Consider the following 20,097-nt stretch of genomic DNA (forward strand, 5'->3'; position numbering starts at 1 on the left):
GACATGAGCACTGAAACCTACCCCTGGTCCGGGACGCTGTTCGTGGACGGCCAGTTCCGTTCGGCGTTGGCAGGCGGGGCATTCGGCATCCGCGACAAGGCGACGGACGAGGTCTTCGCCGAAGCCGGCGCGGCCACGGTGCAGGACGTCGACGCCGCTGTCGCGTCGGCGCTGACGGCGCAGAAGGCCTGGGCACAGGCGTCGTTCGCGGAGCGTGCGAGCGTGCTGCGTCAGGCTGCTGCGACGCTGCGCGAGGCGCCGGAACTGCGCGAGCTGATCATGCGCGAGACCGGCTGTATCGGCGGCAAAGCCGACTATGAGATCGGCGCGGCAGCCAGCGAGCTGATCGAGGCCGCGGCGCTGGCCTCCCGGCCGCTCGGGGAAGTGCTGCGCACGACGCACGCTGGGCGGCTGTCGATCTCCGAGCGGCGCCCGGTCGGCCTGGTCGCGGCGATCACGCCGTGGAACTTCCCGCTGGTCCTGGGGATGCGGGTCATCGCCCCGGCGCTGGCGTTGGGCAACGCGGTACTGCTCAAGCCCTCGCCGGAGACCCCGGCATGCGGCGGGCTGGAGATCGCCCGGATCTTCGCCGAAGCCGGCGTCCCGGCCGGGCTGCTGCAGGTGCTGCCCGGCGGCGAGGAGGTCGGGCGCCGGCTCGTCGAACACCCCGACGTCGCGATGGTCCACTTCACCGGCTCGACGAAGGTGGGGCGCGAAATCGCCCGGACCGCCGGCGGGCTGCTGAAGAAGACCTCGCTCGAGCTCGGCGGCAACAATGCCCTGATCGTGCTCGAGGACGCCGACGTCGAGCAGGCCGCGATGATGGGCGCCTGGTCGACCTTCCACTACCAGGGCCAGACCTGCATCACCGCCGGACGCCACATCGTGCACCGCGCGGTCGCCGAGGCGTACATCGAGAACCTGACGGCGCGCGCCGCGGCGATCAGCCTCGGCGATCCGGTCCGGGAGAGCGTCGGACTCGGGCCGATGATCAACGACGTGCAAGTTGCGCGCGCCCGGCGGCTGCTGGACGACGCCGTCGCCGGCGGCGCGCGGGTCCTGACCGGCGGCACGAACGAAGGGAACTTCTTCCGCCCGACCGTCGCGGTCGACATCGATGTGAAGTCGGCGCTGTGGACCGAGGAGATCTTCGCTCCGATCGCCCCGATCGTGATCGTCGACACCGATGAGGAAGCGGTCGAACTCGCCAACGACTCCGGCTACGGCTTGGTGTCGTCCGTGGTCGGCGCGGACGAGCGGCGCGCCGGCGCCGTCGCCCGCCGGCTCAACGCCGGCATGGTGCACGTCAACGACGCCACGCCGCAGGACGAAGCGCTCGCGCCGTTCGGCGGGATCGGGCAGTCCGGCCTCGGCGGTCGCGCCGGCGGCGACTCCAACATCGAGGAATACACCGAGCTGCGCTGGCTGACCGTCGACTCGCTGCCGGTGCACTACCCGTACTGAGCCCGCGCGACCTGACGTACCCCGTACCACCTCATCTGCCCCGCACCGCCGGCTATCTGAGCGAGGAGTACGACCATGACCGTCCCATCAGTTCCCCCTGCCTCCGAGCACCACGCCCCCGAGCACCCCGCCCCCGAGCGTCTGCGCCGAGGCGCGCTCGGCGTCGTCGACATCGCCGCCTCCACCATGGCGAACATCGGCCCGGCCATGAGCTTCTTCTTCGGCTTCGCCTTCCTGGCCTCCACCGCCGGCGTCGCCTCGCCCCTGACGATCGTCGTCGCCGGCATCGCCATCGCGCTGCTCGGCAACACCCTGTCCCAGTTCTGCCGGGCCCTGCCCTCGGCCGGCGGGTTCATCACCTACATCGGCAAGGGCTTCGGGCCGCGCAGCGCCGTCACCACCGCGCTGGTCGCCATCACCGGCTACATCATCGCGATGGCGTCGATCATCGCGATCTCCGGCGGGTTCCTGGCCATCGCCGTCAAGCGCTACGCGCACGTCACCATCCCCTGGGGCATCCTGACGCTGATCCTCACGGCGCTCGCCGTCGCCGTCATGATCAGCGGCGTCGCGGTCTCCACGAAGGCCGCCGGGCTCTTCTTCGCCTTCGAGATGGTCGTGCTCGTCGTCGTCTCCGTCGTCGTCATCATCAAGCACGGCGCGCACCTGTCCCTCACGCCGTTCGAGCCGAAGCACATCAACAACGGGTTCTCCGGACTGGCTGCCGGATTTCCGCTGGCGATTTACATGTTCATCGGCTGGGAGAACTCCGCGGCGCTCGCCGAGGAGACCGACCATCCGCGGCGGGACGTGCCTCGCGCGGTCTTCACCTCGATCGCGGTCATGGTCGTCAGCTATCTGCTGTTCGCTTATGCGACCGTCACAGGGTTCGACTACAACGTCGACAAGCTCTCGCAGGCGACGGTGCCGTTCATCTCGGTCGCCGATGGGACGCTCGGGGTGTTCGCGTTCTTTGCCTACCTCGCCGGGCTCACCTCGACCCTCGGCGCGCTCATCTCCGGGACGAACTCGCAAGCCAGGCTTCTGTTCAACGCCGGGCGCGAAGGGCTGCTCGCACGCTGGATCGGACGGGTGGACCCGGTGCGCCGGACGCCGGTCAACGCCACGTTCGTCTACGTCGCGATCTCCCTGCTGGTCATCGGCGGCTGGGCGCTCGGGCACGTCGTGGGCGGGTCGACCGGGCATCTGGACGCCATCACGTTCTTCTCAGAGTCCGGGACCATGGGCACGATCCCGGTCCTGGTCGTGTATCTGTTCACGAACCTCGCGCTTCCGGTCTACTACCGGCGTCACCGGCGCGAGGAGTTCTCGGCGCTGCGCCATGCGGTGTTTCCGGTGCTCGGTGCGGCGGTCATCGTCGTGCCGCTGTACTACCTCGGCAAATCCGGTCAGGCGGCGCCTTACAGCTGGTTCCCCTGGGCCGCCCTTGCACTCGTCGCGGTCTCCGCGCTCTATGCGTTCTACGCCGTGCGGCGCGACCCCGGCTTGGCCGATCGTGTCGGCTCGATTCTCGCCGACGATCGGGCGCCGGCCGAGCTTGCCGAACCGACCGGCGGACCGGCGCCGGTCCCTGATCCCGTCATCATCACCTCCCCCGCACCAACCGGAGAAGTTCTGTGACCGACCACGAGGCACACCACCGCCATCCCCTCGACCCGGCGAGCGCCGAGGAGTTCGACGCCGGCCGCGCGATTCTGGACGCCGCTGGGCTGCTCGGCCCGAACACGCGCTTCGCGTACTTCGGCCTGGAGGAGCAGCCGAAGCACGAGGTGCTCGCCCACCGCGTCGGCGATGCGCTGCGGCGCTCGCTGCGTGCGCTGCTGATCGACGTCGTCACCGGCGAGCTCGCCGACGTCGTCGTCTCGCTGGCGGATCGTTCGGTGAGCTCGCGTCGCGTCGTCGACCCGGCGGTGGAAGGCCAGTTCCCGATTCTGGAGCAGGACTTCGTGCGAGCCGAGGAGATCGTGCACGCCGACGAGGGTTGGCGCGCGGCCATGGCCAAGCGCGGGCTGACCGACGTCTCGAAGCTTCGGGCCTGTCCGCTGACGGCCGGCTCCTACGGGTTCGAGGATGAGAAGGACCGGCGGATGGTCCGCGTGCTCGCCTTCGTCCAGGAGAGCCCTGAGGACCTGGCCTGGGCTCATCCGGTGGACGGCGTCGCGGCGTATGTGGACCTCGTCGAGGGCCGGGTGTTCCGGCTCGTCGACGAGCTGGACCTGGCGGTCCCGGCGACGTCGGGCAATTATGACGACCCGGCGGTGCGGGGACCGGAGCGTACGACGCTCAAGCCGATCGAGATCACGCAGCCCGAAGGGCCGAGCTTCACCCTCGACGGGACGCATCTGCAGTGGCAGGGCTGGTCGCTGCGGGTCGGGTTCGACGCGCGGGAAGGCTTGAGCCTGCACCAGATCTCGTTCTTCGACCGGCCGGTCGTCTACCGGGCGTCGGTGCCGGAGATGGTCGTCCCCTACGGCGACCCGGGTCCGACGCGCTACTGGCAGAACTACTTCGACAGCGGCGAGTACCTCGTCGGCAAGCTCGCGAACTCCCTGGAGCTGGGTTGCGACTGCCTTGGCGAGATCCGGTACCTGGACGCGACCGTCACCGACGACCACGGGCAGCCGCGGACCATCGGCAACGCGATCTGCGTCCACGAAGAGGATTTCGGCATTCTGTGGAAGCACACTGACATCTTCAGCGGGTCTGCGCAGACCCGGCGGCAGCGACGGGTCGTGGTGTCGTTCTTCGCCACCGTCGGCAACTACGACTACGGGTTCTACTGGTACTTCTACCTCGACGGCACGATCGAGCTGGAGATCAAGCTGACCGGGATCCTGTTCGCCTCGGCGTACCGGGGACCGGAGTGGCCGTACGCGACGGAGGTCGCGCCGGGGCTCGGCGCCCCGGGACACCAGCACCTGTTCAGCGCGCGCCTGGACATGATGGTCGACGGCAGTGGCAACACGGTCGAGGAGATCGACGTCCACGGCTGCCCGGTCGGTCCGGAGAACCCGTATGGCAATGCCCTGACCCGCACGATCACGCCGCTGCGCCGGGAGTCGGACGGTGGGCGGCTCGCGGCGCCGGAGCGTGGCAGGACGTGGCGGGTGCTGAATCCGTCGAGCGTCAACGGCTTGGGCCAGCCTGTCGGGTACACGCTGTTTCCGCAGGCGGCGCCCACACTTCTCGCGGATCCGGCGTCCTCGTTGTACGGCCGCGCGGGCTTCGCGGCGAAGCACCTGTGGGTCACCGCCTACGACCCGGCCGAACGCTACTCGGCCGGCGACTTCGTCAACCAGCACCCGGGCGGCGCCGGCATCCCGGCCTTCGCCGCGAACGACCGGCCGATCGAGGACGCCGACGTGGTGCTCTGGCACACCTTCGGCCCGACGCACTTCCCGCGTCCCGAGGACTGGCCGGTCATGCCGGTCGACCGATGCGGCTTCGCTCTGAAGCCGTCAGGGTTCTTCGACCGCAACCCCACGCTCGACGTCCCGGCCTCGACGAAGCACGGCGGCGAGCACTGCCACGCGGACGCGACCCACGCATAGAAACCGCAGCGGTGGCACCGGCTCGTGAGCGCGACCGGTGCCACCGAAGCACGCCCACCGACGAAACGGACCGGAGTCCCCGATGACCTCGCTGCCGCTGCTCGCCTGCGCGCTCGGCGCCGCCGGTCTGCTCTGCACCTGGCGCGCGGACCCGGCGCAGCGAGCCGCGCACGTGCTCGTCACCGTCGCCATGGCAGTGATGATCCTCGGCAGCGACCCGGCCTGGACCCTCCTGGCCGTCCTCGCACTGGCTCTGGCAACCGCCGCACTGAGCAACCCCTGGCGCGGCGGCTGCTCACCCTGGCACCCGATCGCCTGCGCCGCCGCGATGGCCATCACCGAGTTCGACATGGTCCTCGGAACCCATTCATCGGTACCCGACATGGCCGTCGTAGCAGGATTCACCATCGCGGCCTGTGTGCAGGCGCGGCACATCCTCCGGCGACGGCAGGTATTGGACGCCGTCGCGACCACGGCCGGCTCGCTGGCGATGGTCGCGATGGGCGTCAGCATGCTCGGTCGGATGTGATGAGGCTGGCAAGAAATGCTCCCGGGTGTCGCCCGAACGGCGTAGCCAGGTGCGAGGGCGCCAGCGAACCGGAGCGGTGAGCAGCTGGGTGGGAAGATCGCGTTTGAATCGTGCTGGGCTGGTCATACCGGGCCGTGATGTCCATGATCTCGGAGGTGGCGCGATGGCGCAGGCTATTCGACGAGCGGTGATTCCGGCCGCCGGTATAGGTTCCCGTCTGCTGCCTTTGACGAAGGCGATTCCTAAGGAGATGTTGCCGGTTGGGGATCGGCCGGTGATTGAGCACACCGTGCGGGAGTTGGTGGCCTCTGGCATCACTGACATCACGATCGTGGTCTCTGGGGGCAAGGATCTTATTCAGCAGCACTTTCGGCCGAATCCTGCCTTGATCGACCAGCTTCATGCGGAGAACAAGCACGCGTATGCCAAGGCGGTGGCGGATGTCGTCGAGTTGGCGCGGGCCGGTCACATCACCTATCTGGATCAGCAGGGTCCTTATGGCAACGGCACTCCTGTGCTGAACGCCTCGCGGGGCTCTGGTGACGAGCCGATGCTCGTGCTGTGGCCTGACGACGTGTTCGTGGCGAAGGTTCCGCGTGCTCAGCAGCTGATCGCAGCGTATGAGAAGACCGGCTGTCCCGTGCTGGCGCTGATGCCCATGGACCGTGAGAACTCTCGGCGCTATGGGGTGCCGGAGGTCAACGAAGACCTCGGTGACGGGTTGCTGCGGATCAGCAGTCTGGTGGAGAAGCCTGAGCCGGGGAGTGCGCCCTCGGACTTCGCGGCGATCGGCGGGTATGTCGTCACCGCCGCGATCATCGAGGAGCTCGAGGCGATCACGCGGCGGTGGGAACAGCACCAGACCGGCGAGATCTATCTGACCGACGCGATCAACACCTACGCCGCGAAGCGGGCGGTCTACGGGCAGGTGATCGCCGGGCGCTGGTACGACACGGGCAACCCCACCGACTACCTCGTCGCGCAGTTCGCCTCCGCGCTCGCGCATCCCGAGTACGGTCCCGTCCTGCGCGATTTGGTGGAAAACGGCGACGAGGGTCCTTCCGGCGACTCCTCGCGCGAGCGCGCTTCGACCGCCGCGGACGGGTTGCGGAGCGTCTGACCTCGGCGGGAGGCCTGTCGGGGTGTGGTCACCGCCTCGACAGGTTACACGTGTAAACTTTCCAGAATAGAGTGGCACCGACAGGCCTCCGTCGAATACATGTGCGGGGTCGGACCGACTGAAGGGCGTGCCATGCCGGAGTTCTCCTACCGGGTCCGCGAGCAGGACCAGGTCAGCGTGGTCGAGGTGTCCGGGGACGTGGACATGTCCGTGGCCGGGCAGCTCAGCGAGGCGTTGGAGCAGTTGGTGCCGGTCGGGGACGTGGTCCTGGACTGCACGGGTGTGACGTTCTTCGACTCCATGGGCCTGCGGGTGGCCGTGAACGCGTTGAACCAGGCCGCGCAGGCCGGCACGGCGTTCTCGCTGGTGCCCTCGCACACGGTCGCGCGAGTATTGGAGCTGGCCGGGGTGACCTCGATCTTCGTCATCCACGACAGCGTCCCGACCTCCGCGTGAGGGCCCGCTGATCGGGCCGCGGCGGTCGGCACGACGCGTGGCGCGAAGTCGCGCCTCCGGCCCGAAGGGGTGCACCATGTGGGGCATGGACGTGCGGAGCAGACATCATGTGACGGTCGAAGGGCCGGTGGGTGCGCCGGTCATGGTGCTGGCGCACGGATTCGGCTGCGACCAGAACATGTGGCGCCTGGTGGTGCCGCGTCTGGCCGAGCAGTTCCAGGTGGTGCTGTTCGACCACGTCGGCGCCGGGCGTTCGGACTCCTCCGCCTGGTCGGAGGAGCGTTACCGCACGCTGGACGGGTATGCCGACGACGTGATCGAGATCCTCCGGGACCTGGACGCCGGTCCCGTCGTGTTCGTCGGGCACTCGGTCAGCGCCTCGGTGGGCGTTCTGGCCGCGGTCCGGGAGCCGGAGCTGTTCGCCAAGCTGATCCTGCTCAACCCCTCGCCGTGCTTCGTCGACGACGGGGACTACCGGGGCGGGTTCAGCGCGGAGGACATCGAGGAGCTGCTGGAGTCGCTGGAGAGCAACTACCTGGGCTGGTCCGCCGCCATGGCTCCGGTGATCATGGGGAACCCCGAGCGGCCCGAGCTGGGGGAGGAGCTGACCAACAGCTTCTGCCGGATGGATCCGGCCATCGCCCGCGTCTTCGCCCGCGCCACGTTCCTGTCCGACAACCGCTCCGACCTCGCCGGCGTCACGGTGCCGACCCTGGTGGTGCAGTGCTCCCAGGACGTGATCGCGCCGCCGGAGGTGGGCGCCTTCGTCCAGGCGCAGATCGCCGGCAGCGTGCTGGAGACCCTGCCGGCGACCGGGCACTGCCCGCAGCTCAGCGCACCTCAGGCGACCGCGGAAGCGATCGTCGAATTCGCGGCGGCCTGACCCCATGGGCTCCCCCGGCTCCCCTCCACCCGGGCCCGCGTCCGGCGTCGGCGACGGACTCGGGGCGCCGCGGGAGGACAGCGCCGAGGACCTGTACGAGAACGCGCCGTGCGGCTACCTGTCGACCGCGATGGACGGCACCATCGTGAAGATCAACGCCACCCTGCTGGGCTGGCTCGCGCGCGACCGGGACGAGGTGGTGGGCCGGCGCCGGTTCACCGACCTGCTGACCGTCGGCGGGAAGCTCTACCACGAGACCCACTTCGCGCCGCTGCTCCAGATGCAGGGCGAGGTCGGCGGGGTCGCGCTGGAGTTGAAGACGGCGCGCGGCGACCGCCTGCCGGTGCTGGTCACGTCCAAGGTCAAGACCGGGCCGGACGGCGAGCCGCTGCTGATCCGCACCGTGGTCTTCGACGCCCACGACCGGCGAAGCTACGAGACCGAGCTGCTGCGGGCGCGCCAGGAGGCCGAGGACGCGCGCGAGGCGGCGGAGAAGGCCACAGCCCTGGTCGAGACCGAGCGCGTCCGTCTCCAGCAGCTTTCCACGACGTTGCAGACGACGCTGCTGCCTCCGGACCTGCCTCCCGTGCCGGGGGTGGAAGTCGCGGCTGACTACCACGTCGCCTCGGTCGACGAGGTGGGCGGCGACTTCTACGACTTGTTCCGTCTCAGCGGCGACGCCTGGGGTTTCTTCCTGGGGGATGTGTGCGGCAAAGGAGTGATCGCCGCGGCGACCACATCCCTCATCCGCTACACGCTGCGCGCCACGGCTCCTCACGTCGGGAGCCTGCCGGCGATCCTGGAGAACCTCAACAACGTACTGAACCAGCGCTACGGCAGTGACCTGCGCTACTGCACCATCGTGTTCGGCGTGCTCGTGCCCGACACGTCCGGCCCGGGGTACTCGGTCACCCTGGCCAGCGGCGGGCATCCGCCGGCTCTGCTGCTCGGCGCCGACGGCAAGGCCCGGTATCTGCCCACGCCCGGCGGGCAGTTCATCGGGGTACTCGCACAGGTGGACATCGCCACCACCACGATCCGCATGGGACCCGGCGACACCCTGCTGCTGTACACCGACGGTCTGACCGAGGCCCACACGATCCGGCCGGACCGCTACGGCGAGGAGGCTCTGCTGGACTTCGCCGCCGCCCTCGCGCCGACCAGCGCGCCGGTCCTCGTCGAGGCCGTGTCCTCGCTGCTGGACGGGTTCGGCGACGGCGTGACCGACGACGCCGCGATCCTCGCGCTGAGCATCCCCGCAGACGGGCCGAAGCCGCCGTCGTCATGACTGGTCGGTCAGCGACTGCCGTACGCGGCGTGCGGTGGCGTGGCTCCACATCATGAGTTCGTGAGTCAGCCGGTCGGCGGCTCGCTCGTGGACCTCGTACGCCTTCTCGCGGGCGTTCTCGGCGAGTTCCAGGGCGGTCCGCGACTGCGCGAGCGTGGCCGGGTCGTCGGTGCGCTCCGCCGCCCGCAGCAAGCCGGCGGTCCGTTCCCGGATGTGGGTGCACGCGTCGAGAAGGGTCTGAGACTCGCTCTCGGCGAGCAGTAACTGTCCGATCCAGGCGTCGCTCACAGTCTGCTCGGCGACGCGGACGGCTTCGTCGCTCGCGGCTCGAAAGGATTCAGGTCCAGAGGAATTCGACACATCCGCCCTGCTGCCCGCGTCTATTAGGGACAAACGGTCGGGCTTCTCCGGGAGAGCCAAACGGCTTCGAATACGGGGGATTGATGTTGCGGCATCGGGGTACGAAGCGTCCCCGGGCTCACCGCGGCCTGATCGACCGATGGGCTGGGAGGCCTTTGACATGCGAAACGACCTGGCCGGTGCGGCATGAGGTGGCGACGGCGCGCAGTGCAGTGGATGAGCTCGCCGCGCGGACAGAGGTCCCCCGAACCGACGGCGGCGCCCGGCGACGCCGTGCAGATGGCCGAGCAACTGGTCGCCGGAGCGTGGATGGCAGAGCTCTACGCTGCCGTCCACGACGCGGAGGCCGCGCTGCGAGCCGCCCTGCACCTGCGCGCGACAGCCAGGGCCAAGGTGCGCGCCGCCCAGCGCGCGGGCGACCCGGAGCGCATCGTCGAAGCCCAGCGCGAGCTCGAGCTCACCGAGCACGACCTGGCCGAGGCCGACGCCACCTTCAGCGGTGTCAGCGAGCTGCTGGCCAGGGAACTCAACGACCAGCCCAGCGCGACCCGGGTCAGGATCCTGCCGAATCTGCCCGCCACTGCCGCCTGAGCTGTTTGAAGCCGAGGATCCGGGTACCCGGAGCCCACTCCTGAACCGGAGCACGTTCAGGACCGAGCCAGCCAATCAGGAGGCGTTTGCCATGCAGGAGAAGCTCGCGGACGGAATGAAGACCGTGCAGGACGCCGGCCAGCATCTCAAGGAAAAGGCCGTGAGCACCGGTCACGACCTCAACGACGCGACCCACCGGCTGCTGCCGGGGCACAAGCCGACGCGCCGCACGCGCATCAAGAACCGGGCCAAGGCGAGCGCGCCGAGCGCGATCGGCGCCGCGATCGTGCTCGCGGTGACCGCGCTGGTGCGGCGCTCGCAGCGCAAGACGCCGCCGACGCCGCCGCCGTCGCAGTAGACGTGCGTGCTCCGCACGGCCGCCGGGCAGCGCGTCATGCCAGTCATGCCCGACTGAGTAAGCGCAGGTCATCAGGCCCGCTTCCCGAACCGGGAAGCGGGCCTGATGACTCATTGATGCGGCGTTGAGGTTCGCGATGCCGCCGTGCTCGGGGCGCTAAGGGTGTTGTCTTGCCTCGGTCAGCACAGGCGGCCGGCCGGCTCGAACGTGTGGCAGACATTGCCGGTGAAGGTGTTCCTGGGCCCGCCGTCCCGGTCGGCCGCGTCCGCCGGCTTGTTGCCGGTGAGCACGTTGCCGGTGATGGTGTTGCCGGTGTCAGGGCCGCCGCGGAAGCTGCGGAAGAGCACGACGCCGCCGGACATGGGGGAGGCGCCGGCGTTGCCGCGGATCTGGTTGTCCGCCAGCACCGTGTCCTCCACGCCGGTGAGGACGATGCCGACGCCCTGGAGGTAGGGCAGCCGGCCGTCGGCGGGACAGTACTTGTTGTTCGAGTCCACCTGGTTGTTGCGGACGGTCAGGGCGCCGCCGCGCGGGACCCCGTCGTCGCCGACCACGAAGACTCCCGAGCAGTTGCCGGTGACGACGTTGTCGCTGAACGCCAGGTTCCGGGCCCTGCGCAGGTCGGCGCCGAACCGGTTCCCGGTCATCATGTTGTCGGCGATCACAGTGCCCTGGGTGTCGATCGCGCCGCCCTTGCCGTAGGCGATGTTCGTCACGAAGATCCCAGCCTGACCGTTGTCCGCGGCCCGGTTGCCCACCAGCCGCCCGCGCGTGGACTTCTCCTGGCTGATCCCCTCCTCGCCGTTGTTCGAGACAACGACGTCGCGCACCGTCATCCGATCCGTCTCGGAGCCCGAGATGCCGTTCTTCGCGAAGCCCGAGACGGTCAGCGACTCGATGACCACGCCGCTGACCCGGTGACCGGCCGTCCCGAGCACGCAGATGCCGTGCCCCGGCGCCGAACAGTCGCCTCCGGTCGGATCGGTGACACCGGCGCCCGAGGGGGTTCCAGGCGTGGGGGAGGCGCCAGCCGCCGGGAGTGATCACGGTCGCGGCGCCGGCACCCCGGATCGTCACGTTGGAGACCTTCACCAGGACACTTCCACGGTACGTGCCGGGCATCAGCAGGATCGTGTCACCAGGCTTCGCTGTGTCAACAGCCTGCTGGAGCGACTCACCAGGACGCACGACGTGCGTGGAAGCCGCCTGCGCGGGCAGCGCGCCGCCCACCACCAGCAGCATGCTGGACGCGAGAGCGCCAGCCGCGATGCTCCCCAAGGAGCGAGCCCGACGTGAGGGCATCAGTCCCCAACCTTCCTTCGATCCGTGTGAGGCGACGTCATGCGGCGTCGCCGGTGTGTTCGGCCATTGAGACGCCGTCACCGAATCGAAGTTATGCGTGCGCACCACCGCTCACCACCGGTGCTGGGCCAGACGTGGTCGTCGGGCCGGGCGGCGGTGAGCGCACGGATGTTGCTCGGTTGTCGACCCGATCGCTGGGCGCCCGGTCGGGGCGGAGCGGCGGGGCGCGTCGTTGTCGTGTGCTGGAGTCTGGGGCGGTCGCAGATTTCTGTCAAGGTCGTTTACCAAAATAATGGCGAATGCCGTGGTGGGAGGGTGTGCGGCTTGTTTGGTGCGTCTTTGCTGGTCTCAGCGGAGGCTCAGCGATGTGGTCTGGACCATTGACAGGCGTTGGGCCGGAGGTGTTTTATCCGGATGCGTTTGTTGCTCGATACAACGTTGGCCGCGAGGCAGGCATCCCCTGCTTCGCTTCGGGCCCTGCGGTGACCCCGTGGCCATGCTCTGCGATGAACACCGACTGAGGACTTTGTCTCAGTGTCGCCGGCTGCGCGCCGTCAGAACGCTGAGTACCCCGAGCACTGAACACCCGGATACCTCAAGATCCCTGGGCGGTTCCCCACCCGCCCGGGACCCCCACTGAAAGGAATCCTCTCCCATGAAAGTCCCCATCCGCGGCAAGCGCTTCGGAGTCTGGCTCGCCGTGATTCCGACCGCGGCCGTGACCGTGGCGGCGGCCGGCGGCATAGCCATGGCCACCGGGAGCGCGTCCGCGCAGGCTGCGGCGTCGTACCCGGCCCACTACTCCGCGCCGTATCTCCAGCTCGACGGTTCGGACTCCGGTGACATGGTCGCCGACATGAACGCCAGCGGCGACAAGTTCTACACGCTGGCCTTCCTGACGCCGAAGTCCGGCTGCACGGCGCAGTGGGAGGGCGGCGGCGAGGCGATGAACGCCTTCACCTCGCAGGTCACCACCCTCAAGAACGACGGCGGCAACGTCATCCTCTCCTTCGGCGGGGAGCCGAACGGCAACACGCCGAACGAGATCGCGCAGACCTGTACCAGCGTCAGCTCGCTGACGGCCGCGTACCTGAACATCGTCAACACCTACGGCGTCAACCGGCTCGACTTCGACATCGAGGGCAGCGTGCTGGCGGACACCGCGGCGACGAGCCGCCGGGACCAGGCGCTGGCCGCGCTCCAGGCCGAGGACCCGGCCGTGCAGATCGACTTCACGCTCGCCGTCGATCCCGGCGGTCTGCCCACCGGCAACGCCTCGGAGTACGCGCTGCTCCAGGACGCGAAGAACGCGAAGGTCAAGGTCAGCGTCGTGAACATCATGACGATGGACTTCTACGACGGGAAGTCCGTGCTCTCCGACGCCGAGTCCGCGGCGAAGGCGACCGCGGGCCAGCTCGCCGGGCTCTACGGCGTCTCGACCTCGGCCGCCTACGGCATGATGGGCCTGACCCCGATCGCCGGCACCAACGACGACGGCGCCCCCTTCAGCCAGGCCAACGCCTCCAGCCTGGAGTCCTTCGCGGCTTCCAACGGTGTGCAGGAGCTGGCCTTCTGGGAGGTCGACGGCTACGACAAGGGCACCGGCTACGCCTACTCCAAGATCTTCCAGAAGATCGCGAGCGGCGGCACGACCCCGCCGCCCCCGACCGGTCACACCGTCGTCAACAACAACTCCGGGACCTGCCTGAGCGTGTCCGGCGCGTCGACCTCGCCCGGCGCCACCGCTGACATCTACACCTGCAACAGCAGCCCGGGGCAGAGCTGGACGGTGAACAGCAACGGCACGATCACCGGCAACGGCTCGGGCCTGTGCCTGAGCACCTCCGGGAACAACCCCGCCCTGAAGACCACCGCGGACATCAACACCTGCGACGGCGACGCCTACGAGAAGTGGACCGTCTCCGGCGGCACGATCGTCAACGGCGCCTCGGGCCTGTGCCTGAGCATCACCGGCGGTGCCACCGCGAACTACTCCCTCGCCGACCTGTACACCTGCAACGGCAGCGTCAGCGAGAACTGGACCGTCGGCTGAGGCGATCGGGCCGTGCGGCTCGAGCGCGGACCACTGATCCCTTGAGTCACTGAGGGATTAGTGCAGGTAGTGCAGGTAGTGCAGGTAGTGCCGAACTACAGGGCCGGTGCCCGCGTATGCCATACGCGGGCACCGGCCCTGTATGCGTACGGTGCGACAGAGTGCGACAGAGTCAGGCGCCGGCGTCGGCGCCGGGCTCGCAGAATTCGACGCAGCAGCGGCCGGGGTGGGGGGCGAGGACGGCGTTGATGCCGGTGGTCTCCAGGCCGTCGAGGACGCCGGTCAGGAAGGCGTGGTTGATGCCGCAGACCAGTTCGGTGTCGCGGGCGGTGAGGTGGTGGAACGGGCAGTTGAGCAGGCGCAGTGTGGTGGGTGCTTGGCGGTCGGGTTCGAAGCCGTATGACTCCAGGACGGGTTCGACGGCGTTGAGGGAGCGTTCCGGACCGAGCCGGCCGGGGCGGGTGCGGGCGCGCTCGGCCGATCCCACGTCGTGGCCGCGGCGGTGGGCGGTGCGCAGGGCGGCGGCGCGGGCGCTGCCCTCCTGGTGTTCGGTCAGTACCGCGTCGATGAGGATTTCGGCGATCACGTCGGGGCGGCGCTCGGGGATGCTGATGTGGATGTCGGTGCCGGTCGGTTCGTAGACCTTGGGGCGGCGGCCGACTTTGCGGACTCCGGCGGGGGTCTCGTAACGCGTGCGCAGCAGGCCGGCTTCGACGAGTTTGTCGAGGTGGAAGGCGGCGAGTTTGACCGAGACCCCGGAGTCGGCGGCCACCTCCTCGCGGGTGACCGGGCGCCGGGCGCGGCGGACGAAGCCGAAGACCCGGCGGCGCTGGCCGTCGGTCAGGACCGCGACGGACTCGACGCGGTTCTCCGCGGTGGGTTCCGGCGGCGTCGCTGCGGTGGTCATAACCCCAGAGTAATACCTATCGGCGCGGGTGTAACCATGCGCTATGCCATGTGTGCCCTGGCCAGCTTGACTGAGCCATCTATAAGTCCAATACTCATTGGTGAAATACATCCGGCGCGAGGAGGGTTCGCCCATGACGAACGACACCTGGCTCGTGGACCACGAGAGCCCGATCCTCCGTCCCGCCCCGCTGCGGGTGGTCAAGCAGGCCGACGGCGTCGATCTCGCCGCCGCGGAACGGGCCGCCGCGCAGTTCCTGCACGCGCTCGGCGTCGACACCGAGACCGAGAGCATGCACGGCACGCCCCGGCGGATGGCCCGCGCCTACGCCGACCTGTTCAGCCCGCGCGCCTTCGACCTGACCACCTTCCCGAACGAGGAAGGCTACGACGAGCTGGTCCTGGCCCGTTCCATACCGATGCGCTCGGTGTGCGAACACCATCTGCTGCCGTTCACCGGCACCGCCCACGTCGGCTACCTGCCCGGGAAGCGGATCCTGGGGCTGTCGAAGCTGGCCCGCGTGGTCGAGCACTTCGCCTGCCGTCCGCAAGTGCAGGAGCGCCTCACCAAGCAGATCGCCGACTGGCTGCAGGCTCAGCTGTCCCCGAAGGGGGTCGGCGTCGTCATCGAGGCCGAGCACACGTGCATGACGCTGCGCGGCGTGCAGGCCACCGGGTCCACGACCGTGACGTCGACGCTGCTGGGGCTGCTGCGCCACGATCCGAGTTCGCGCAGCGAGTTTCTGGCTCTCACCGGGGTCTCGCGGTGACGGCGGATCCGGTGGCGGTGGCAGTGCCGTTTCTCGGCGTGTCAGTGCACTGAGAGGCGAGTCCGTTGGAGATCTGGATCAACACCGCGTGCACCAAGTGCAGTTCGGCATTGTTCCTCTTGGACTTGGAGGGGCAGGAGTACACGGTGCGCCGCTATCTGAACGACCCGCCGAGCGCTGCCGAGCTGGAGGACGTGTTGTCCCGCCTGGCTTTGGAGCCCTGGGACATCGTCCGGACCGACGAGCCGGTCGCGGCGCGCCTGGGCCTCGGGTCCTGGGAGCGTTCGGCGGCCACCCGCGGCCGGTGGATCCAGGCCTTGGCCTTCCACCCGATCCTGATACAGCGGCCGATCATCACCGCGGACGACGGGACGGCTGTCGTCGCGCGAACGCGGGAGGCCGTCCGTTCCGTCCTGCCCTCCACGTCTTGAAAGCGATGCGACTATGACTGAGAACCACCCGTACGTGATCGTCGGCGGCGGTCTGGCCGGCGCGAAAGCCGCCCAAGCCTTGCGGGAGCAGGGATTCGACGGTCCGGTGGTCCTGATCGGCGAGGAAACCGAGCGGCCCTATGAGCGTCCGCCGCTGTCGAAGGGCTATCTGCAGGGCAAGGACGAGCGGGAGAAGATCTTCGTCCATCCCCAGGACTGGTACGCCGAGCACGACGTCGAGCTGCGCCTGGGCACCGGAGCAGTCGCCCTCGACACGGCGGCGCACCGCGTGGAGCTCGCCGACGGCAGCCAGGTCGAGTACGCCAAACTCCTCCTCGCCACCGGCTCCTCTCCCCGCCGCCTCCCGATCCCCGGCGCCGACCTCGACGGAGTGAGGTATCTGCGACGGGTCGAGGACAGCGAACAGCTCAAGGCGGACTTCCAGCCCGGCGCGCGCATCGTGGTCATCGGCGCGGGGTGGATCGGCTTGGAGGCCGCGGCCGCCGCCCGAGCCGCCGGCGCGGACGTCACCGTGCTGGAGGCGGCTGAGCTGCCGCTGCTGCGGGTCCTGGGCTCCGAGACGGCGCAGATCTTCGCCGACCTGCACCGGGACCACGGCGTGGACCTGCGGTGCGGCGTCGAGATCGTCGAGATCACCGGCAGCCTGGGCAAGGCCGACGGCGTCCTGCTCGGCCACGGCGCCGGCCGCATCGCAGCGGACGTGGTCCTCATGGGCGTGGGCATCACCCCGAACACCGCCCTGGCCGAATCCGCCGGCCTGAAGGTCGACAACGGCATCGTCACCGACGAGCACCTGCGCACCTCCGCACCCGACGTCTACGCCGCCGGAGACGCAGCCAACGCCTTCCACCCCTTCTTCGGCAAGAACATCCGCGTCGAGCACTGGGCCAACGCCCTGAACCAGCCCCAAACCGCCGCGAAGTCCATGCTCGGCCAGGACGCCACCTACGACCGCCTGCCGTACTTCTACACCGACCAGTACGACCTGGGCATGGAGTACACCGGCCACGCCGAGCCGGACGCATACGACCGCGTCGTGTTCCGAGGCGACGTCGCAGGACGCGAGTTCATCGCCTTCTGGCTGTCGGAAGGCCGCGTCCTCGCGGGAATGAACGTCAACGTCTGGGACGTGACCGACCCCATCAAGGCCCTGATCACCTCGCGGACCGTGGTGGACCCGGAGCGTCTCGCCGATCCCGATGTGGCGCTGGAGTCATTGGTGAGCTCGTGAGCTAGCGAGTTAGTTGCCTCGACCAGGGTCCCGGCTTACCAGCTGGGACCCGGGCGCCCAACAGCACCAATGCTTTTTCCGAAGCAGCTTTGTCAGGAGTCGTGCTTCTCGGCGTGGCCGCCGAACTGCTTGCGCATGGCGGACAGGGCTCTGTCGGCGAAGTCGTCGAGGCGGCGGGAGCTGAAGCGGGAGTACAGGGCTGTGGTGAGGACGGGGGCGGGGACGCCTTCGTCGATGGCGGCGATGGAGGTCCAGCGGCCTTCGCCGGAGTCGGAGACGCTGCCTTGGAAATCGGCCAGGTCTGGGGATTGGTAGAGGGCGGTGGCGGTGAGGTCCATGAGCCAGGAGCTGATCACGCTGCCGCGGCGCCAGACTTCGGTCACCGCGGCGGTGTCGATGTCGTAGCGGTAGAACTCTGGGTGCTCCATCGGGGCGGTTTCGGCGTCGCCGGTTTGGGTGCGGGTGCCGATGTCGGCGTTGCGCAGGATGTTGAGGCCCTCGGCCAGGGAGGCCATCATGCCGTATTCGATGCCGTTGTGGATCATCTTGACGAAGTGGCCCGCGCCGGAGGGTCCGCAGTGCAGGTAGCCCTTCTCCTCCTCGGCGAGGGGCGTCTTCTCGCGTCCGGGGGTGCGGGGGGCGCCTTCGCTGCCGGGCGCGAGGGTTTCGAAGATGGGCTTCAGGTGGGCCACGGCTTCGGCTTCGCCGCCGATCATCAGGCAGTAGCCGCGTTCGCGGCCGAACACGCCGCCGCTGGTGCCGCAGTCCAGGTGCTTCACGCCGTGCTGGGCCAGGGTTTGAGCGTGCTGGAGATCGTCGCGGTAGTAGGTGTTGCCTCCGTCGATGACGATGTCGTCGGTGTCCAGGACCGCGGCGAGCTCTTCGATCACGCCGGTGGTGACGTCGCCTGCGGGGACCATGACCCAGACCGCTCGCGGCGCCGTCATTTGCGCCGCCAGATCCTTCAGCGAGCTGACGCCGGTGGCGCCCTCGTGCTCGAGTTTCTCCACGGCCGCGGGATCGTGGTCGTAGACGACGCATTCGTGTCCTTCGCCCATCAGCCGGCGGACGATGTCCGCTCCCATGCGTCCGAGGCCGATCATTCCTAGCTGCACGTCGTGTCTCCCTTGCTCGGTCTGCGTCATTGGCGCGGGCGCCGTCAGCTCTTCTCGACGTCCCAGGGTTCCTGCCACCGCGGGTGGCCGCGCAGCAGCCGGGACGCCGCGGCCGGTCCCCACGATCGGCGCTTGTAGCTGTGGACCTTCGGCGGTTCGTCGAGCAGCGGCTGCACGATGCGCCAGGTCTCCTCCACGCCGTCCTCGCGCGCGAACAACTGATGGTCGCCGGTCAGGGCGGCGTGAAGGAGCCGCTCATAAGGCTCGGCGGGCTCGCCCAGATCCTGAGCGAACCGGTCGTCCAGGTGCAGGGAGCGCCAGCTGTGGTCGTTCCGCCCCGCCAGCTGGAGTCGCAGCCCGGGATCGGGATCGATGCGCAGGACGATCTGATTCTGCTCGACCTGGGCCGCTGAGGGCAGGAAGGTCAGCGGCGGGGTGTGGCGCAGCAGCAGCCGCACCTCTGTGAGGCGTTCCGGGAGTTCCTTGCCGGCCCGAAGGAAGATCGGGACGCCGGCCCACCGCCAGTTGTCGATCTCCAGGCGCAAGGCGATGAACGTCTCGGTCGAGGACCCCTTCGCCACTCCGGGGATGTCGGTGTAGCCCTCGTACTGGCCGCGCACACAGCGTTTCGGGTCGGCTGCCCGGACCGCCTTGAGCAGTTCGGCTTTCTTGTCGCGCAGGTCGTCCGCGCCCGGGCCCGACGGCGGCTCCATCGTGACCAGCGCCAGTACTTGGAGCAGATGGTTCTGCACGACGTCGCGCAGAGCACCGACCGGATCGTAGAACGCGCCGCGGTCCTGGACGCCGAAGTCCTCGGCCATGGTGATCTGGATCGCCGCGACGGAGTCCCGGTCCCAGATCTTGGCCAGCGCGAGGTTCGCGAACCGCAGATATTCCAGTTCGATGACCGGCTCCTTGCCCAGGAAGTGATCGACCCGGAGCAGTTGGTCTTCGCGCAGGACCTTTCTCAGCCGCGCGTTCAGATCGCGCGCCGAGGCCAGATCGTGCCCGAACGGCTTCTCGACCGCGACGGTCGCCTGGGCCAGCAGACCCGCCTCGTCGAGGCGTTCCACAATCGGCCCGAACAGCGCGGGCGGCATCTCCAGATAGAACAGCGGACGGTGGTTCCGGCCGATCTTCTTGGCCAGACGCCGGTACACCTCGGCGTCGGTGACGTCTCCGTGCAGGTATGTCAGCCTCTTGGCCAAGCGTCCGAAGACAGACTCCTCGATCGTCTCGCCGCCGGCAGCGATCGCCGCGCGCGCCGACTCCGCCAACTCTCCCTCGGACAGCTCGTCAGCGGCCACTCCGATGATCGGGCAGTCCAGCAGGCCTCTGCGTTCAAGCCGGTACAGAGCCCGGTACGTCATCTTGTGAGCCAGATCACCGGTGATACCGAAGATCACGAGAAGATCCGCCGGATCGCTGCTCACCGGTGCAGGCATGCTAGATCCTTCTCATCCGAGGTCGGTCTGCCGGTCAGCAGACCGCGCCCGGATGCCCCCGCACCCGCCGCTCAAACGGCGGCGGAGCTATCCTCCGTTTACAACGGCCGACTTTGGACATGCAGAGATCTCCCCGATGCTGGCCGCGAGAACGCCGTCCTCCTACAAGCGCGAGTAATTCCGCGCTTCACCAGGTCAAGGC

Annotated in this window: 19 protein-coding genes; 14 read left to right on the forward strand and 5 right to left on the reverse strand. The window is 68.8% G+C overall.

Translation table 11 applies throughout. The features are described from left to right. Window positions 1–3: 3 nt before the first annotated feature. From CACI_RS13095 to CACI_RS13130, 8 genes are all read left to right on the forward strand, one after another. The gene (locus CACI_RS13095; RefSeq protein WP_012786835.1) at window positions 4–1,464 is read left to right on the forward strand and encodes an aldehyde dehydrogenase family protein; all 1,461 of its coding nucleotides are present in this window, start codon (window positions 4–6) and stop codon (window positions 1,462–1,464) included. A 75-nt stretch (window positions 1,465–1,539) separates the two neighbouring features. After that, window positions 1,540–3,105 (forward strand): APC family permease, encoded by a 1,566-nt coding sequence (locus tag CACI_RS13100; RefSeq protein ID WP_012786836.1) that lies wholly within the window; start codon window positions 1,540–1,542, stop codon window positions 3,103–3,105. Further along, complete coding sequence (locus CACI_RS13105) at window positions 3,102–5,036, forward strand: primary-amine oxidase (RefSeq protein ID WP_012786837.1); 1,935 nt, start codon at window positions 3,102–3,104, stop codon at window positions 5,034–5,036. The genes CACI_RS13100 and CACI_RS13105 overlap by 4 nt, the downstream gene beginning before the upstream one ends. Window positions 5,037–5,118: 82 nt before the next feature. Further along, complete coding sequence (locus tag CACI_RS13110) at window positions 5,119–5,565, forward strand: hypothetical protein (protein ID WP_012786838.1); 447 nt, start codon at window positions 5,119–5,121, stop codon at window positions 5,563–5,565. Window positions 5,566–5,728: 163 nt separating this feature from the next. Next, the gene (locus CACI_RS13115; protein ID WP_012786839.1) at window positions 5,729–6,685 is read left to right on the forward strand and encodes a UTP--glucose-1-phosphate uridylyltransferase; all 957 of its coding nucleotides are present in this window, start codon (window positions 5,729–5,731) and stop codon (window positions 6,683–6,685) included. Window positions 6,686–6,817: 132 nt separating this feature from the next. After that, on the forward strand, window positions 6,818–7,141 hold the full coding sequence (locus CACI_RS45470; RefSeq protein WP_012786840.1) for an STAS domain-containing protein: 324 nt from the start codon (window positions 6,818–6,820) through the stop codon (window positions 7,139–7,141). Between the two features lie 85 nt (window positions 7,142–7,226). Next, entirely contained in the window at window positions 7,227–8,024 is a 798-nt protein-coding gene (locus tag CACI_RS13125; protein WP_041540196.1) for an alpha/beta fold hydrolase, read from the forward strand. Between the two features lie 4 nt (window positions 8,025–8,028). Next, on the forward strand, window positions 8,029–9,312 hold the full coding sequence (locus CACI_RS13130) for a SpoIIE family protein phosphatase (RefSeq protein ID WP_012786842.1): 1,284 nt from the start codon (window positions 8,029–8,031) through the stop codon (window positions 9,310–9,312). Here the strand turns inward: CACI_RS13130 and CACI_RS13135 are convergent. Continuing rightward, window positions 9,307–9,600 carry a hypothetical protein gene (locus tag CACI_RS13135; protein WP_041540197.1) on the reverse strand — a complete coding sequence of 98 codons (294 nt, stop codon included), beginning with the start codon at window positions 9,598–9,600 and terminating at the stop codon, window positions 9,307–9,309. The genes CACI_RS13130 and CACI_RS13135 overlap by 6 nt on opposite strands. A 288-nt stretch (window positions 9,601–9,888) precedes the next feature. Between CACI_RS13135 and CACI_RS13140 the strand changes: the two genes are divergently transcribed. Next, complete coding sequence (locus CACI_RS13140; RefSeq protein WP_012786844.1) at window positions 9,889–10,263, forward strand: hypothetical protein; 375 nt, start codon at window positions 9,889–9,891, stop codon at window positions 10,261–10,263. Window positions 10,264–10,354: 91 nt separating this feature from the next. Continuing rightward, a complete protein-coding gene (locus tag CACI_RS13145; RefSeq protein ID WP_012786845.1) occupies window positions 10,355–10,621 on the forward strand; it encodes a hypothetical protein in 267 nt (88 codons plus the stop codon). Between the two features lie 179 nt (window positions 10,622–10,800). Here the strand turns inward: CACI_RS13145 and CACI_RS13150 are convergent, their stop codons facing one another. Further along, window positions 10,801–11,559 (reverse strand): right-handed parallel beta-helix repeat-containing protein, encoded by a 759-nt coding sequence (locus tag CACI_RS13150; RefSeq protein WP_395994324.1) that lies wholly within the window; start codon window positions 11,557–11,559, stop codon window positions 10,801–10,803. Between the two features lie 1,019 nt (window positions 11,560–12,578). Between CACI_RS13150 and CACI_RS13155 the strand changes: the two genes are divergently transcribed. After that, window positions 12,579–13,976, forward strand: coding sequence for a ricin-type beta-trefoil lectin domain protein (locus tag CACI_RS13155; protein WP_012786846.1), 1,398 nt, complete (start codon window positions 12,579–12,581; stop codon window positions 13,974–13,976). A gap of 172 nt (window positions 13,977–14,148) precedes the next feature. Here the strand turns inward: CACI_RS13155 and CACI_RS13160 are convergent, their stop codons facing one another. Then, complete coding sequence (locus tag CACI_RS13160) at window positions 14,149–14,883, reverse strand: helix-turn-helix transcriptional regulator (protein WP_012786847.1); 735 nt, start codon at window positions 14,881–14,883, stop codon at window positions 14,149–14,151. 133 nt (window positions 14,884–15,016) lie between these two features. Here CACI_RS13160 and folE point away from each other — a divergent pair, with 133 nt between their 5' ends. The 3 genes from folE to CACI_RS13175 all read left to right on the forward strand — a co-directional run bounded on the left by folE (window position 15,017) and on the right by CACI_RS13175 (window position 17,335). After that, a complete protein-coding gene (folE, locus tag CACI_RS13165) occupies window positions 15,017–15,652 on the forward strand; it encodes a GTP cyclohydrolase I FolE (RefSeq protein WP_012786848.1) in 636 nt (211 codons plus the stop codon). A 65-nt stretch (window positions 15,653–15,717) separates the two neighbouring features. After that, a complete protein-coding gene (locus tag CACI_RS13170) occupies window positions 15,718–16,083 on the forward strand; it encodes an ArsC/Spx/MgsR family protein (RefSeq protein WP_012786849.1) in 366 nt (121 codons plus the stop codon). A 13-nt stretch (window positions 16,084–16,096) separates the two neighbouring features. Further along, window positions 16,097–17,335, forward strand: a complete 1,239-nt coding sequence (locus CACI_RS13175) for an NAD(P)/FAD-dependent oxidoreductase (protein WP_012786850.1) — start codon at window positions 16,097–16,099, stop codon at window positions 17,333–17,335. A 92-nt stretch (window positions 17,336–17,427) separates the two neighbouring features. Here CACI_RS13175 and gnd read toward each other — a convergent pair whose 3' ends face one another. Beyond that, complete coding sequence (gnd, locus tag CACI_RS13180; RefSeq protein ID WP_012786851.1) at window positions 17,428–18,480, reverse strand: phosphogluconate dehydrogenase (NAD(+)-dependent, decarboxylating); 1,053 nt, start codon at window positions 18,478–18,480, stop codon at window positions 17,428–17,430. A 14-nt stretch (window positions 18,481–18,494) separates the two neighbouring features. Then, window positions 18,495–19,895 carry a glucose-6-phosphate dehydrogenase gene (locus CACI_RS13185; RefSeq protein WP_012786852.1) on the reverse strand — a complete coding sequence of 467 codons (1,401 nt, stop codon included), beginning with the start codon at window positions 19,893–19,895 and terminating at the stop codon, window positions 18,495–18,497. Window positions 19,896–20,097: the final 202 nt, after the last annotated feature.

Source organism: Catenulispora acidiphila DSM 44928, assembly GCF_000024025.1.
Lineage (GTDB): Bacteria > Actinomycetota > Actinomycetes > Streptomycetales > Catenulisporaceae > Catenulispora > Catenulispora acidiphila.

Coding starts and splice junctions, on each gene's coding strand:
- CACI_RS13125 (WP_041540196.1), top strand. CDS start 7,227: ATGGACGTGCGGAGCAGACATCATGTGACGGTCGAAGGGCCGGTGGGT.
- CACI_RS13115 (WP_012786839.1), top strand. CDS start 5,729: ATGGCGCAGGCTATTCGACGAGCGGTGATTCCGGCCGCCGGTATAGGT.
- CACI_RS13095 (WP_012786835.1), top strand. CDS start 4: ATGAGCACTGAAACCTACCCCTGGTCCGGGACGCTGTTCGTGGACGGC.
- CACI_RS13110 (WP_012786838.1), top strand. CDS start 5,119: ATGACCTCGCTGCCGCTGCTCGCCTGCGCGCTCGGCGCCGCCGGTCTG.
- CACI_RS13100 (WP_012786836.1), top strand. CDS start 1,540: ATGACCGTCCCATCAGTTCCCCCTGCCTCCGAGCACCACGCCCCCGAG.
- folE (WP_012786848.1), top strand. CDS start 15,017: ATGACGAACGACACCTGGCTCGTGGACCACGAGAGCCCGATCCTCCGT.
- CACI_RS45470 (WP_012786840.1), top strand. CDS start 6,818: ATGCCGGAGTTCTCCTACCGGGTCCGCGAGCAGGACCAGGTCAGCGTG.
- CACI_RS13155 (WP_012786846.1), top strand. CDS start 12,579: ATGAAAGTCCCCATCCGCGGCAAGCGCTTCGGAGTCTGGCTCGCCGTG.
- CACI_RS13160 (WP_012786847.1), bottom strand. CDS start 14,883: ATGACCACCGCAGCGACGCCGCCGGAACCCACCGCGGAGAACCGCGTC.
- CACI_RS13130 (WP_012786842.1), top strand. CDS start 8,029: ATGGGCTCCCCCGGCTCCCCTCCACCCGGGCCCGCGTCCGGCGTCGGC.
- gnd (WP_012786851.1), bottom strand. CDS start 18,480: ATGACGCAGACCGAGCAAGGGAGACACGACGTGCAGCTAGGAATGATC.
- CACI_RS13140 (WP_012786844.1), top strand. CDS start 9,889: ATGAGCTCGCCGCGCGGACAGAGGTCCCCCGAACCGACGGCGGCGCCC.
- CACI_RS13175 (WP_012786850.1), top strand. CDS start 16,097: ATGACTGAGAACCACCCGTACGTGATCGTCGGCGGCGGTCTGGCCGGC.
- CACI_RS13145 (WP_012786845.1), top strand. CDS start 10,355: ATGCAGGAGAAGCTCGCGGACGGAATGAAGACCGTGCAGGACGCCGGC.
- CACI_RS13185 (WP_012786852.1), bottom strand. CDS start 19,895: ATGCCTGCACCGGTGAGCAGCGATCCGGCGGATCTTCTCGTGATCTTC.